Genomic DNA, 14,588 nt, shown 5'->3' with positions numbered 1-14,588 from the left:
CAGGGATGAATTCCCCTTAATTCAGTAATAACGGGGATTTACTAAGAAGTAGCGGGTCTTTTTCCGCTTATTTTCTTCAGGCCTTCCAATGTGACTCCAGAGCCATGCATTGTGAGCCGCTCAGTGTGTTGAAGAATTACGATGGGTCTCCTAATGCAGTGACAACCGTTAACTATGGTTATGAACGAACGATTCAGTAGTATTTCAAAAAAGGGCATCCCAGTCGCCATCTCTGGCTGTGGGATACCCTTCATATTATAAATTCCTATGCAAATTGCCCAGCGCCGAAACCTACAACAGCTTCGAAATCACCGTTCCCGACAAAAGCTGGCCCAGCGTCCGGTCGAGCGGCAGCGGCTTATTGCCGAGACATGTCCGCACGGCGGTCAGCAGCACGCGTACATCAAACTTGCTTGGGTGCACAGGAATCACTTCTTTTTCCAGCGCCAGCAGACTGTATGCGGCCATCATCGCTGATCTCACGGAATACTCCACGGTAAAGACACAGTCGTCAGGCACTTCGGCAAATTGTCCGAGGAAAGCCAGATTCGTACTGCCCTGCGGAACAACCTGCGGACGGTCGCCTGCCACACGGGGCATAAACTGGGAAGTGATATATGGCATCATGCAGGGAATGACATTCGTTGTATGCTCCAGAATTTCCGGAATCCGGTCCTTCAGGCCGATATGGTAGCAGAGCTCTTCCAGCAGCTCGCGTCCGGTACAATCGCTCATCTTCTTCTTGATATAGTTGCCCTCGGCATCCGGGAACAGGCCATACGCCCACAGTACCTTCACATTCTCCGGCTGATTGATGAAATGCGGCTGCTTCGGTGCAGTCCAGGACATCATCCAGTTGGAATCCTTGATCGTCACTACACCGCCCATTCCCGGCAGATCACCGGTCAGCTCCAGCAAATAAGGGAAGACGATCTCATCATCGGTAAACGTCATCGTAAAAGACAGCCATTTCGTCTTGTCAATGTCCCCGCAGAATACTTCCGGATGGCCGAAATCGGGGGATTTGGCGGCAAGCTTTTCCCATAGGCTCCAGCAGCCTCGCTCCGTAACCGAACGGTTGAGAACCGCAGGATGGTCCATATCGCCAAGAGTCGAATTTTCCGTCATTGAGCCGTTCGTTACCATCACCAAATCGCTGCGGGAGATCGAAAGGGTCTTTGGCGTTCCGTTTACTAGAACATGAATGGCCGTAACCGTCTTCTCCCCGCCAGTGAAATCCACATCCAAGTCAGTGACCTGATGTCCCTTGTCAAAATGAACTCCCTCGCTCTCCAGCCACTTTATCAGCGGAAGAATCAGCGAATCGAACTGGTTGTATTCCGTATGCAGAATGCCCTTCAATTGATTCATCCCGGAGATCAGGTGCATGAAACGCTCCATATACCGTTTGACCTCAACCACACTATGCCAATTCTCGAAGGCGAACATGGACCGCCAGAAATACCAGAAGTTCGTGTCCAGGAAGCTCGGGTCAAAAAACTGCTCAATCGTCACCGCACCCAGCTTCTCCTCTGTCACCATCACCAGCTTACCGAGCTGAAGCGAGTGGGCCGTAGACAATCCCAGCGATGAAAAATCGGCCTTTTGCCCTGCATTCTCTACCAGACGGCAGTGAGATTCGATTGGTTCGGCCAGGTTCAGCTCGCGGAACTCATCCAGCACCGTCCGGTCAGGGTTGGTCAGTGACGGAATGAAGCCAAACAGCTCCATGAAGCACTCAAAATGCTCCTCAATCTCGCGTCCGCCCCGGGCACTATAGCCGTCTTTGGCATTCCCCGCGCCGTCCATCGAGCCGCCATATACTGCAGATTGCTCCAGAATATGAATGTTCCGGCCGGGCATATGCCCATCACGGATCAGAAAAGCCGCCGCTGACAGCGAGCCGATCCCCCCTCCGACGAGATATGCTTTTTTCGAAGCAATACCTTCCTGTACGAGTGGGTTAATTCTTTGATAGGTTCCCATTTGTCCTCTTCCTTTCATCGAACTGGATAAGTGACTCTAGAACTGACTTCACTATACCCAGCGGAACCTAAGAATTCTATGGACAGCTCACAGCATCTGTACAGGGTTTACACATCTGCGGGAGATTGTGTCATTTTATCGGGGCGGTATGATAGTTAGCCAGACTCCGGGAGATGCTGCCGTCCATAATCCGGGCCACTTTGTCCACGATCTGTGCCGGGTCGGTGTTCGCTCCTGCTTTAAGCCAATGGATGACCTGCTCCAGGATCGCCAGGGTATAGAAATCAGCAATATCTTGCATAGCCAGCATACTCACCCGTTCGGGCTCCTGTATGTTCAGCTCCTCTACGACCTGGATCATCACCCCATAGATCACCCCGTACAAAAAGTCCTCCAAATGCTCGCGCCCGAGGGAATGGAAGGTGTTCAGACAAATGGTTTTGTTGCTCTGTGTGTAGTTCAGGACACTAAGGAACCCCTGCTTCCAACCGGAGCAATTGCGGTACGGCTCAAGGCCTTCGATGATTTCGGTCTGGTAGACCCAGCCTAGCAGCTCATATATATCCTGAAAATGATTATAAAAGGTATGCCGGGTCACCCCGCAATCGCAGGTAAGCTGCTGAATGGTGATTTTGTGGAGCGGCTTCGTGAGCATCAGTTTTTTGAGTGAGCGGGCCAATGCGTTTTTCGTGACTTGTGAATAGGACATAGCTTCCTTCTGCCCCCTGGATAATAGATTGACCTTGCGGATTATCATACTATGTAAAATATTACTCTTCCTTCCATTATGTATGCAAGTGGTAACAGGAAATTCGGGATCTGTAGCTGGTATAGCAAGCTGTGAATAAAAGCACAAAAAAGACGGGCAAACATCGTTCGTTTGTCCGTCATCTCACTTGTCTTACACACAACAATTGCATAGCCATTATTCAGGCCCATCATTTCAGCCGCAAGGCACTGCCTTCGGCATAATTTTTTCAGAATAATAACCTCTTCTAACTCGTTAAGAAGTCCAAAATATTCATTCCACTGCCCGTATTGGCCTTGTACAGTTCCGTATATCCGCATTCCCGGCAGCTGATGGTGATGAACTTTTTATTCTGGACATCAAAAAGCTTCGCAAAGTTGCCGCCGGTGGCCTGAAACTGGTCCACGGCATATTCTTTACATCCGCATTTATTGCAAATAAAATGTTTTTTAGCCATGGTGCTCTCCTCCAAAAGGTTTCTCTGTTTCGTCTAGGGTTTGGTCTGTTACTTAATACATCGGCTGAATATAGGCGAAAAATAATCATATTGCCCACAATGATGCTAAAGACGCAGAGGGACACTATAATTTACTTTGCGGTCTAGGCCGTATTTCATTGGCAGAATAGAAACGCATATCTCCATCATATCACCCATAATTTTCCTTATCCAGCAAATCAAATAAATAAGTAAAAAAGACCCACTTGGGGGCTTATTCGTCATGGTCAGGCAGTTATCTGAAGATCTGAACATTAATTATACTTCTAAAATCCAGTTTTGTTCCGCACCAGTCTTCCGGTAGAGGGGTCCCAGCGCCAAGGCACATTATCCCCCTGCATATGCAGGCCTCCATACCATTCATCTATTCCTTGCACCAGGACGCGGTCTGCCGTTCCATTCCGTATCTGCTTACCCAGTTCTGTCAATGTAACCTGTCGGCTCAGAAACTCAGGAATTTGCCGGAAATCCGCGTTTTCCACAGCCCCGTCGATATGCATCAGAGGATGATTGCCCGCAGTCAAAGCACGCACAAACTTGAAGTATTCGATATCCCCCATACCAAGTACATGCAGGGCATCCGAAACTTGACGGAATAACTCCAGCGGCGTATGCGCCCCAGCTTCAACAGCTTCAAGTGTGGTCTGTTCCACAATCCCCAGGCCATTCTCTACGGAAGGAAGCCGTGGTAAATGGGCCATGAAGGCTTCATAGGCAAAAGGCAGGCCGGACGCCGCCAGCTCCGACTTCTTCAGTTCAAGCAGATCAGCCATTTGGGTAGGATCAGATGAAGCATACGCTTGCCAAAGCTCACAGCCAAGATCAATTTCTCGCTTTCCGATCGTCCGCCAGGTCCCGGATAACGTTCCAAGCTGTGCCGGAGTAAGCTGCCCCAGACCATGAAACGGTTCGATTCCCGGAAACTCCCCGATGCAGAGCAGACTAAGCTTGGTGCGGCCCGGCATATTCCTTTTGAACGCATGCAGCAGATAAGCAAGCATACTCTGGTCGAACAGGTCATGCTCAAACCACAATACAACTTCGTCGTACCGGGTATAATCGCGGAGCTTACGCTCCTGTTCCTCACAGCTTGCTATATACTCATTGGCCGGAATACCGAGCGTTGCCTCCAGCACTAGAGAGCGTTTCGCACGTTCCTCCGGAACGGAGAGGTCTTCAAATATTGGACCAGAGGAATAAATCTCCCTCCAAACCAATACATCCCCTTGAACAATTCCTTGCTTTAGCATGTTACCTACCGTATCTCCATTCACAATATGCAGCATATTAGCGCCCCTTTCGTACAAATGATTGAATACGGAAGCCAGATCGGCAACCGGGAGTGTGCCTTTCAGCTTTTGGCGTGCATCGTGCAGCCGTTTCTTGAGTGTCTGCACCGGAGTCCCGAGATAAGCGGAAATTTCCTGGAGGGAATAGCCGTAGAAATAAAACAGCTGCACTGGAACCCTAAGCTTGGCGGATAACGCAGCCACCGAGCTTTGGAGCACCTGCTCCTCTGCATATCGTTCCGCAACCTCCGCCGCATCCGGCGTATTCTGCAAACCCTGCAGCGCTTCATCCAGAGGAATCGTGGGTTGAAGCTTGCGCCGGAGAATACGCTGACATTGCCTTACGACAATCGTCTTGAACCAGCCCGGAAAAGCAGCCGGGTCGCGCAGCTTATGCAAATTTAGGAACGTTTCAAGGCAAGCCTCCTGAACTGCATCCTCCGCGAGATGGACGTCTTTCAGCAAGTCGTAAGCAACCGCGTATGCCATCCCCCGGCAATGCACCATCAGCTGTGCGAACGCCTCAGCATCTCCTTGTCTCGCCTTCTCCACCCACTGCCGCATGTCCGCCATCCCCTTCACTTTCATGTTCATATACCATAGGTGCCATAATCACGGGCAAAGGTTACATTGTGCCGGAGAAGATGATAATGGACAGACTGAAGAATTTCCAGAATCAATTATATTTAGTGATTTAGGAAGGTGCATATTTAAATATGACACACTGTGGTCTTGTTAATGGTATTAAAATATGGCAATAGGAGCTGATTGGGATAATGAAGAAAATAATCAATGAGTTCAAGACAAGTGGTGGTAAACATTGTATAACTAACGCCCTAAAACAAGTGTTTGAGTACTATAACTACCCGCTTACAGAAGAAATGATTTTTGGAATCGGTTCAGGGTTGTCCTTTGTATACATTAATCTTTCTACATCGCCAATGGTATCTGGAAGAACAAAACCCTTTGATTTTGAAAAAAAGCTTGCTGAAAGACTTCATATTAAAATAAAATGCAATTCAAGCAGTACGTATCAAACTGCGTTTGATAAAACGCTAAAACTACTGGACGATGATAAACCAGTTTTGGTATATGCAGATATGCCTTATCTTGATTATCTAAACCTGGATGAAGACAGTCATTTTGGTGGACATGCCGTCGTGATTTGGGGTTATGATCATGAAACTGAAAAATTTTATATTAGTGATAGAGACAATTCTGACTATGCTATCAGGACACCAAATGGTCCTATCTCCCAAGATTATCACTTGGTGGATTATAAACAAGTTGAACTGGCCCGGAATAGTAACCATAGACCTTTTCCCGCAAATAATAAATATCTTGATATACAGTTTAATGAATACACACAGGTGTCGCCACATATTATTTTATCAGCAATACAAGAAACTTGTGATACGATGCTAAATGCTCCCGCACAATTGTTAGGGGTAAACGGGATCCATAAATTTTCCAAGGAAATATTAAAGTGGAGTAAGTTTGATGAAGAAAAAATAAAAATGGCAGGAATAACAAATTATTTTATGATTCATGCCGACGGTGGTACTGGCGGGGGTATTTTTAGAAGGATGTATGGAGATTTTTTAATTCAGGCAAGTAGTATTGTACAATCCGAAGAAATGAAGGAATTAGGTATAACCTACATTGCAATTTCCGAAAAATGGGATAGGGTAGCGGATTTCATGTGGAAATTATCTGAAACAGCAGATATTCAATTATTACAGCAAATGTCAAATATGATTAAGGATATTCATGCAGAAAAAACGGCGGTATTAACAAGTTTGCAACATATAGAACTTTAGATTGTAACAATATATCAACACAAAAAGCCGCCCCTCCCGAGGCGGCTTTCAAACGTTTATTCACCCGTCACTTTCACTACACACTTAACTCCCGGCTCGTGCCACTTCTATATTCTTCGCCAATCTCTTGCTGTCTTACCGCAACCCTACTGCGCAATCTGCTCGCGGATATTCGCGAGAATCTTCTTCTCCAGCCTCGACACCTGAACCTGCGAGATGCCGAGGCGGCTGGCGACTTCGGATTGGGTCTGGTCGCGATAGTAGCGCAGGTAGACGATCAGGCGCTCGCGCTCGGTCAAGGCCCCGATGGCCTCGTTCAGCGCTAGCTTGTCGAACCAGCGCTCCTGCGTCTCATCAGCGATCTGATCGATCAGCGTGATCGGATCGCCGTCATTCTCGAAGACAGTCTCGTGGATCGAGGTCGGCGGCTTGTTGGCCTCCTGGGCGAACACGATTTCTTCGGGCGTGACCCCCAGCGCTTCTGCGACTTCCCCGATGGTCGGAAGTCGGTCCAGCGTTTTGGACATTTCGTCCTTCATTTTGCGCACCCTGTTGGCCATCTCCTTGAGGGAACGGCTGACCTTGAGGGTGCCGTCGTCCCGGAGGAAACGCTGGATCTCGCCGATAATCATCGGCACGGCATAGGTGGAGAATTTGACCTCGTAGCTGAGGTCGAATTTATCAACGGACTTTAGCAGTCCGATACAACCGATCTGGAACAAATCGTCAGGCTCATACCCGCGGTTCATAAACCGCTGCACCACCGACCAGACGAGGCGAATATTACAGTTGACCAGCGTATCGCGGGCCAGATTATCTCCGGCTTGACTGAGTGCGATCAGACGTTTGACCTCCGCATCGTCCAAATAGGTCGGCGGAGCTTTTTTTGACTCTGCATCCATGGCTCCAACCCCTAATTGTATAAAGCTTTTTTCGAGACGATGGTTTTCTTCATTGAAATGGAGGTACCGCGCCCCGGTTCACTTGCAACTTCGAATTCATCCATGAAATTTTCCATAATCGTAAAGCCCATACCCGAGCGCTCCAGCTCCGGCTTGGAGGTATAGAGCGGCTGCTGGGCCAGCTCCAGATCCTCAATTCCCCGGCCTTTGTCCTCAATGGTAAGGTGCACAGTTTCATGCTCAATGGCGGCGGAGATGCTGACAATTCCTTGAGGATCACTATCATACCCGTGGATAATGCAGTTGGTAACGGCCTCCGACACCACCGTCTTCAGGTCATTCAGCTCCTCCATCGTAGGATCAAGCCGGGACACAAAAGCCGCTACCACCACGCGTGCGAACGATTCGTTCTCCGATAGTGCGGCAAACTGGACGCTCATGAAGTTACCCGCTTCACTCTTTGTCATAACGCAACCTCCAAATCCGAGAGTGCAGCGCTCTCGTCGTCATATAGGGGCATGATTTTGAACAAGCCCGACATTTCCAGCAGCCTTTTTACAGGTGCGGTGGCGTCACAGACGACCATTTTCCCGCCTTTGCTGCGAATGAGCTTGTAGCGCCCGAGAATGACACCTAAGCCCGAGCTGTCCATGAACTGCAGTTCCTTCAGACTGAGAATCAGATGCTCTACCTGGCCCCGCATAATCGCCTCATCCATATCCATTCGTACATACTCGGCTGCGTGGTGGTCCAGCTCTCCTGACAGCCGCACAATCAGCACACCCCTGTGATGCTCCATCTCCACATGAGAATTCATACCTGCCACTCTCCTCTTCGTTGCTTTGAGAAAACGTCCTCTACATCAGTTCTTCCCCCTACAAGGACAAGGTTTTCTACGCGGGAATTCTATAATCCTGCCTCACGACAAAACTAGAAGAAAACCCCTACGAATCAACAGAAAGCCTGAGACTAATCTACAAAAAGCAAGAAATTAATCAGCCCTGAACATGGAACCTGCAGTCCGTTTGAACAGCCTCCACCAGCCTGCCTTCGGCACATCTGAATCTGCCTTCAGCTCATATTCCTTAATGATAGTTGTTCCCTGATAGACAACCAGCTTGCCTACCGTTTGACCTGCTTTTACAGGGGCCTTAATGCTGTCCGGGGCCACGAGCTCATGACGGATGCCCTCCTGGGTGATTCCTTTCTTCAAAAGCACACTGTAGGTTTCTTTGGCCGTCAGCGGAAGCTGGGTCTTCACGCCTTTCTCAATTTTCACATTGCCGATGGTGTCTCCCGCTTTGTGAATCGTATGGACTTTATATTGTGAAAAGAGGTAATCGAACATCGCGGACACTTCACTGTTACGGGTTTTGGTATTGGGTTCGCCCAGCACCACCGCAACGGCACGCAGTCCATCCCTGGCCGCAGTTGCGGAGAGGCAGAACTTGGCTTCGGAAGTATAACCTGTCTTCAGGCCGTCGGCCCCCGTATAAAAGCGCACCAGTTTGTTTGTATTCACCAGCCAGAACGGCTTGGCTGAGTCCTTACGCAGATAATCCTGATAGGAACCGGTGTATTTGATAATCCGTTCATGCTTCAAGAGCTCCTGGCTGATGACGGCAATGTCATGGGCGGAGGAATAGTGGTTCTCAGCCGGCAGACCGTTACAGTTAGCAAAATGCGTGTCCTTCAGGCCAAGCTCCTCGGCCTTTTGATTCATCTGATCGACAAAAGCGCTCTCCGAACCGGCCAATTTCTCGGCCATCGCTACAGAAGCGTCATTGCCTGAGGCCATGGCTATGCCCTTAAGCATTTCATCCACAGTCATTTCTTCGCCGGGCTCCAGAAAAATCTGCGACCCGCCCATCGACGCGGCATATTCGCTCGTCCGCACCTTGTCGGTTAATTGCAGTCTGCCTTCATCCAGCGCCTCGACGGTCAGCAGCATGGTCATGATTTTGGTAATACTTGCTGGCGGCAGCTTGTCGTGGCTGTTCTTTTCATAGATCACGGTGCCGGTGTTCGCATCCATCAGAATGGCAGAGCGCGCTCCGGGTGCCAGATCCACAGCAGCGGTATTCTTACCGGTGTCTTTAGCTTTGGTTTTTTCCTCTGCATACACGCCTGAAGCTGAACCCAGAACCGAAGCAGCAACACACAGCACGAGCAGTACATAACGCATTTTTCTCACAATGGTTCCCCTCCTGAACATTAACCTTCATTTCACAGGTACTGTGTTCCAGTCTGGTCAGAAAGGGTGAAAATTATTCCATTTGTATGTAAAAAGACAGGTTCGTCTCCGGTGAAGCCCCCCTGAAGTGCAGACTCCACAACATAGCCGGAATAAATGGTTCATAAAAGAAGTTTGCATACCTTTTCTGCAGGGAGCATGATATTGTGAACTACGTATCAGATACCGGAGGCGGTTTTAGTGCTATAGATAGACTTCAAGTCAGCATTTCGGCTGACAAGAAATGATATATCAGGAGGACAACATCATGCTGCAGGAACAACTTCGCACCACCATTCAATCTGAGGCTGAAGCCACAGGCTTTTCGGGAACCGTACTCGTCAAAAATGGCAACCGTGCTACGGCCTCTGGCGCTTACGGCTACGCCGACAAAGCAGAACAAAGACCAAACCGTCTGGACACACGTTTCGGCAATGCGTCCGGCTCCAAGCTGTTCACAGCCATTGCCGTCTGCCAACTGGTAGAGCAGGGCAGGCTTGCGCTAGACAGTAGAATCATGGATATTTTCGAGGAGGCGGAGTTTCCCTATTTCAGCCGTGACATCACCGTTCATCAGCTGCTGACCCATAGCTCAGGCATTCCGGATTATTTTGATGAAGAGACGATGGATGATTTCGCTGCACTTTGGACCACCCGCCCGATGTATCAGCTAAGACAGCTTAAAGACTTCCTGCCCATGTTCCAGGAGCTGCCAATGAAATTCTCGCCAGGTACCAGATTCCATTACAATAACGCGGGGTACATCCTGCTCGGATTGCTTGTGGAGAAGCTTAGCAGGTTATCATTCACGGAATATGTGGAGCAGCATATTTTCAAGGCATGCGGGATGGCGGATTCGGGCTATTTTTCGCTGGATGCGCTCCCCGGCAATACCGCACAGGGCTACATCGTGAAAGAGGACGGAACCTGGACCACCAACATCTACTCCATCCCCGTAAAAGGAGGCGCAGACGGCAGCGCGTTCGTCACTGCTCCCGATATGCTCCTGCTCTGGGAAAGGCTGCTCCAGCTTAAGCTACTGGGTCCTGAACTGACCGCCCTGCTGCTTACCCCCCATATTCATGAGGACAAAGAAGAGTATTATGGCTACGGGGTATGGATTACGAAGCGCAGTGGAGAGATTTATAAATATCATGTGATGGGCTACGATCCCGGCGTATCCTTCCATTCTGCATACTATCCTGCCAGCGGGATTACAGCTGCTGTCCTCTGCAACCACAGCCGCGGCGCATACCGGATGATGCAGGTTGTTGAGGAGGGTATTTAACATTTTTTTATAAAAATGAGTTGTTTTTCATTTTAATGCATCTTAAGATGGTTTCAGACATCGATGTACTCTATATGAAAGAGAAGATCATATGAACGTGACAATTGAAATCATACCGCCCTGTACAATTGTATACATGAGACAGATTGGTCCTTATGGAATAGCAAATTCACAATTAATGGATACATTCAAAAGGTGGGTAGCCTCTAAGCCAATTATTAATACGATGTCTGTGATCCTTGGGATTGCCCAAGATAATCCTGCATTTGTAAAACCGGAACATTGCCGCTACGATACGTGTCTGGTTGTTCCTGAGGATTACTGTGTCCAGACTGATGAAGTCAGCATAGGCAGTATAAGCGGAGGAAGCTACGCTGTGTTTATGATCGCTCATACAGCAGAAGCTGTTCAAAAAGCCTGGGGTGAAATCTTCACGGAGTTGAAGAACCGAAGGCTGAGTCTGGATGAAACAAGACCCATCCTGGAGCGGTATAGCATAGAACTTGTTAATAATCATTATTGTGAGATCTGCGTTCCAGTTCATTAAGAAAAAGCGGAACATGGTATCCGTTTCAGTGAGAAATAGAAGGATGATTTATGGCGTACAACCTATAAATCCTTATGTTTTCAGGAAAAAATAGCGGCAGTCCAGGACTTTATGTCCATGGCTGCCGCTGTTTTTTGCTAAGAGTCCTTCGACACCAAGCACTATAATCCCTGTCTGCTTAATACCGTGTTACCCCATCTTTGGTCACCAATGCGAACACCAGCGGCTGCGGGGGTACCGGCTCGGCGGAAATCAGGTAAGCTTCCAGCACTTTGGCTTCCGCTTCCTGCACCTTGTTCACTCCGGCGTCGTTCACATGCAGGACAGCGAGTGTTTCGCCTGCAGCTACAGCATCGCCGACTTTCTTGGAGAGCTGAATACCGACCGCCAGATCGATGACCGATTCCTTCGTTTCCCGGCCGGCACCGAGCAGCATGGCGGCGATGCCAATTTGTTCAGCCTGGATGCTCTCTACGTACCCGGCAGTTACTGCCTTCACTTCGATGAAGGTCCGTGCGGACGGCAGTGTATCGGGAGACTCCACCTGGGTAACATCTCCGCCCTGGGCCAGGACGATCTGCTTGAACTTGGCCAGTGCACTGCCATCCTCAATGTGAGACTTCAGGATCGAGCGCGCTTCGGCCTCATCCTTCGCTTTCCCCCCAAGGACCAGCATCTGACTTCCAAGAATCAGGCAGACCTCTTCCAGATCTTTAGGCCCGTGACCCTTAAGGGTTTCAATGCCTTCCTTGATTTCCAAGGCATTGCCGATGCCGTAACCCAGGGGCTGGTCCATGTCGCTGATGACCGCAACCGTGTTCCGCCCCAGATGGGTTCCGATATCGACCATGGCCTGGGCCAGGGCGATGGAATTGTCCAGCGTTTTCATGAACGCCCCGCTGCCGGTTTTGACATCGAGTACAATGGCATCGGCGCCGGCGGCGATCTTTTTACTCATGACGGAGCTTGCAATCAGTGGAATGGATTCCACCGTCGCGGTCACATCACGCAGCGCGTACAGTTTCTTGTCGGCAGGGGTGATATTGCCGGACTGGCCAATGACGGCTGCACCGATCTCGCCAACCTGAGTGAAGAACCGTTCCCGGTCCATCTCCACGGAGAAGCCGTTGATCGACTCCAGCTTGTCGAGAGTGCCGCCGGTATGTCCCAGACCGCGGCCGGACATTTTGGCGACTGGTACTCCAGCGGAGGCTACGAGTGGAGCAAGCACTACTGTTGTTTTATCGCCCACACCGCCTGTGGAATGCTTGTCTACCTTGATGCCCGCAATCGGGCTAAGGTCAACCTGGTCTCCCGACATAGCCATTTCAAGGGTCAGATCACCGGTTTCACGTGCGTTCATCCCCTGGAAGTAGACTGCCATCGCCCAAGCGGAAATTTGATAATCCGGGATTTCTCCCTTGCTGTAGCCCTGGATCAGATAGGCGATTTCTTCACGGCTAAGCTCGCCGCCGTCTCTTTTCTTCTGAATCAGATCAACTGCCCGCATTATGCCTGTACCTCACGCACAAAAGCACGCACCAGGCCGATAAATTTCGGTTTTGTCAGGTTTGCCACCTTCACCACCTGCTCATGCGTCAGCGGCTCCAGCTCATCCCCAATAGCCATATCCGTAATACAGGTAATACCCAGCACCCGCAGCTTGCTGTGGCTGGCAACAATCACTTCCGGCACCGTGGACATGCCGACGGCATCTCCGCCGAGAAGGGCGAGCATTTTGAGCTCAGCAGGCGTTTCGTAGGTTGGACCGCTGATTCCGGCATAGACACCTTCCTGCAGCGCCAGTGCTTCGCCATCCACACCTTTGACTTCAGCTGCCAGCTTTTTGGCCAGAACGATGTATTCAGGATCATACGCACGGGACATATCCGGGAAACGCACGCCCAGCTCCGGATCATTAGGTCCGATCAGCGGGTTGTCGCCAGTCATGTTCAGGTGGTCGGTAATCAGCATCAGATCACCGGCTTTGAATGAACGGTTCATGCCGCCGCCCGCATTGGTAATTACCAGTGTACCTACGCCCAGCTTGGCCATTACATATACCGGCAGTACCACCTTGCGCATGGCATAACCTTCATAGTAGTGGAAACGGCCCTGCATAATCATAACGTCTTTGCCTTCCAGCTTCCCGATCACGAACCGTCCGGCATGACCTTCCACCGTCGAACGCGGAAAGTGGGGGATTTCCTCATAAGGCAAGTAAATGGCATCTTCAATTTGATCGCCCAGATCGCCAAGACCCGAACCCAGAATCAGTCCGATCTTTGGAGCATATGCACCCAGTTTGGATTGAATATATTCAGCGGCTTCTTTGACCTGCATGCCATAAGGGGTATTTGCGTGTTGTGTCATAAGTAACGTCCTCCCTTTATCAATTGTGTATGGTGTAAAAGTCAGTTAAGCTGAGGCCTTAGCCTACATCTTCGGAATAAACGCCAGGACCAGCTTCAAAAAGTGTTCGCGCACACGGTCCGCCGTCTCCATAACCTCTGCATGGTTCAGCGGCTGGTCCAGAATACCAGCAGCCATATTAGTGATACAGGAAATTCCAAGCACCTCAATGCCGGCATGACGGGCAACAATGGTCTCCGAAACAGTAGACATCCCGACCGCATCCGCACCCTGGCGGCGCAGCATCACGATTTCAGCCGGTGTTTCGTAGTTGGGTCCAAGCAGTCCGGCATACACGCCTTCCTTGAATTCAAAACCCTGCGCTGCCGCAGCTTCTTTGGCCACTGCTATCAGACGGGGGCTGTAGGCTGTAGACATATCCGGGAAGCGCACTCCCAGCGCATTGTCATTGGGGCCGGTCAGCGGATTGCGTCCGGTCAGATTCAGATGATCGGTGATCAGCATCAGATCCCCAGGTTTGAAGTCCGTATTCACGCCTCCGGCGGCATTGGTCACCAGCAGGCTGGCTACACCCAGCTCCTTCATTACGCGAACAGGAAAGGCTGTCGTTTCCGGACCATAGCCCTCATACATGTGGAAGCGGCCCTTCATCATCACCACACGTCGTCCTTCGATCATGCCGATCAGCAGCTCACCCTCATGTCCTTCCACCGTAGATACTGGGAAATGCGGAATTTCATGATAGGGAATAACCACCTCATCGGTGATTAGATCCGCCAGCACGCCAAGACCGGAACCGAGGATCAGGCCGATCTCCGGGGCAACCGGACATTTATCTTTGATATAGATTGCTGCTTCCTGAATATTGCTCTGGGTTACTACGTTCATGATTATATTGCCTCCTAA

At 50.0% G+C, this 14,588-nt stretch carries 14 protein-coding genes; 3 read left to right on the top strand and 11 right to left on the bottom strand.

Annotated features, from left to right (window positions below):
* Window positions 1-291 precede the first annotated feature (291 nt).
* The 4 genes from ACTJKB_RS09510 to ACTJKB_RS09495 form a co-directional block, all read right to left on the bottom strand.
* Window positions 292-1,986, bottom strand: coding sequence for an oleate hydratase (locus tag ACTJKB_RS09510; RefSeq protein WP_440833500.1), 1,695 nt, complete (start codon window positions 1,984-1,986; stop codon window positions 292-294).
* A gap of 130 nt (window positions 1,987-2,116) precedes the next feature.
* Window positions 2,117-2,695: a TetR/AcrR family transcriptional regulator C-terminal domain-containing protein gene (locus ACTJKB_RS09505; RefSeq protein WP_440833498.1), complete on the bottom strand. Its 579-nt coding sequence runs from the start codon at window positions 2,693-2,695 to the stop codon at window positions 2,117-2,119.
* A gap of 286 nt (window positions 2,696-2,981) precedes the next feature.
* The gene (locus tag ACTJKB_RS09500; RefSeq protein ID WP_440833496.1) at window positions 2,982-3,191 is read right to left on the bottom strand and encodes a zinc ribbon domain-containing protein; all 210 of its coding nucleotides are present in this window, start codon (window positions 3,189-3,191) and stop codon (window positions 2,982-2,984) included.
* Window positions 3,192-3,496: 305 nt separating this feature from the next.
* On the bottom strand, window positions 3,497-5,113 hold the full coding sequence (locus ACTJKB_RS09495; protein WP_440833495.1) for a sigma-70 family RNA polymerase sigma factor: 1,617 nt from the start codon (window positions 5,111-5,113) through the stop codon (window positions 3,497-3,499).
* A gap of 182 nt (window positions 5,114-5,295) precedes the next feature.
* Here ACTJKB_RS09495 and ACTJKB_RS09490 point away from each other — a divergent pair, with 182 nt between their 5' ends.
* Window positions 5,296-6,339, top strand: coding sequence for a BtrH N-terminal domain-containing protein (locus tag ACTJKB_RS09490; RefSeq protein ID WP_440833494.1), 1,044 nt, complete (start codon window positions 5,296-5,298; stop codon window positions 6,337-6,339).
* Window positions 6,340-6,485: 146 nt separating this feature from the next.
* Here ACTJKB_RS09490 and sigF read toward each other — a convergent pair whose 3' ends face one another.
* The 4 genes from sigF to ACTJKB_RS09470 all read right to left on the bottom strand — a co-directional run bounded on the left by sigF (window position 6,486) and on the right by ACTJKB_RS09470 (window position 9,426).
* Window positions 6,486-7,241, bottom strand: a complete 756-nt coding sequence (sigF, locus tag ACTJKB_RS09485; protein ID WP_025704171.1) for an RNA polymerase sporulation sigma factor SigF — start codon at window positions 7,239-7,241, stop codon at window positions 6,486-6,488.
* Between the two features lie 11 nt (window positions 7,242-7,252).
* A complete protein-coding gene (gene spoIIAB / locus ACTJKB_RS09480; RefSeq protein WP_440833493.1) occupies window positions 7,253-7,708 on the bottom strand; it encodes an anti-sigma F factor in 456 nt (151 codons plus the stop codon).
* Entirely contained in the window at window positions 7,705-8,058 is a 354-nt protein-coding gene (gene spoIIAA / locus ACTJKB_RS09475) for an anti-sigma F factor antagonist (RefSeq protein WP_062522208.1), read from the bottom strand. The genes spoIIAB and spoIIAA overlap by 4 nt, the downstream gene beginning before the upstream one ends.
* 174 nt (window positions 8,059-8,232) lie before the next feature.
* Window positions 8,233-9,426, bottom strand: a complete 1,194-nt coding sequence (locus ACTJKB_RS09470) for a D-alanyl-D-alanine carboxypeptidase family protein (protein ID WP_440833879.1) — start codon at window positions 9,424-9,426, stop codon at window positions 8,233-8,235.
* 316 nt (window positions 9,427-9,742) lie between these two features.
* Between ACTJKB_RS09470 and ACTJKB_RS09465 the strand changes: the two genes are divergently transcribed.
* On the top strand, window positions 9,743-10,762 hold the full coding sequence (locus tag ACTJKB_RS09465; protein WP_440833492.1) for a serine hydrolase domain-containing protein: 1,020 nt from the start codon (window positions 9,743-9,745) through the stop codon (window positions 10,760-10,762).
* Window positions 10,763-10,853: 91 nt separating this feature from the next.
* On the top strand, window positions 10,854-11,309 hold the full coding sequence (locus ACTJKB_RS09460; protein WP_440833490.1) for an AraC family transcriptional regulator: 456 nt from the start codon (window positions 10,854-10,856) through the stop codon (window positions 11,307-11,309).
* Between the two features lie 178 nt (window positions 11,310-11,487).
* Here the strand turns inward: ACTJKB_RS09460 and ACTJKB_RS09455 are convergent, their stop codons facing one another.
* The 3 genes from ACTJKB_RS09455 to ACTJKB_RS09445 form a co-directional block, all read right to left on the bottom strand.
* Window positions 11,488-12,819: a pyrimidine-nucleoside phosphorylase gene (locus ACTJKB_RS09455; RefSeq protein ID WP_440833488.1), complete on the bottom strand. Its 1,332-nt coding sequence runs from the start codon at window positions 12,817-12,819 to the stop codon at window positions 11,488-11,490.
* The gene (locus ACTJKB_RS09450) at window positions 12,819-13,682 is read right to left on the bottom strand and encodes a purine-nucleoside phosphorylase (protein WP_440833486.1); all 864 of its coding nucleotides are present in this window, start codon (window positions 13,680-13,682) and stop codon (window positions 12,819-12,821) included. The genes ACTJKB_RS09455 and ACTJKB_RS09450 overlap by 1 nt, the downstream gene beginning before the upstream one ends.
* A 63-nt stretch (window positions 13,683-13,745) precedes the next feature.
* The gene (locus ACTJKB_RS09445) at window positions 13,746-14,570 is read right to left on the bottom strand and encodes a purine-nucleoside phosphorylase (protein WP_074113814.1); all 825 of its coding nucleotides are present in this window, start codon (window positions 14,568-14,570) and stop codon (window positions 13,746-13,748) included.
* Window positions 14,571-14,588: the final 18 nt, after the last annotated feature.

It is taken from the genome of Paenibacillus sp. 22594, assembly GCF_052044425.1.
Lineage (GTDB): Bacteria > Bacillota > Bacilli > Paenibacillales > Paenibacillaceae > Paenibacillus_AQ.
The sequence above is the reverse complement of the archived record's forward strand: the minus strand, read 5'-3'. Positions and strand labels throughout refer to the sequence as shown.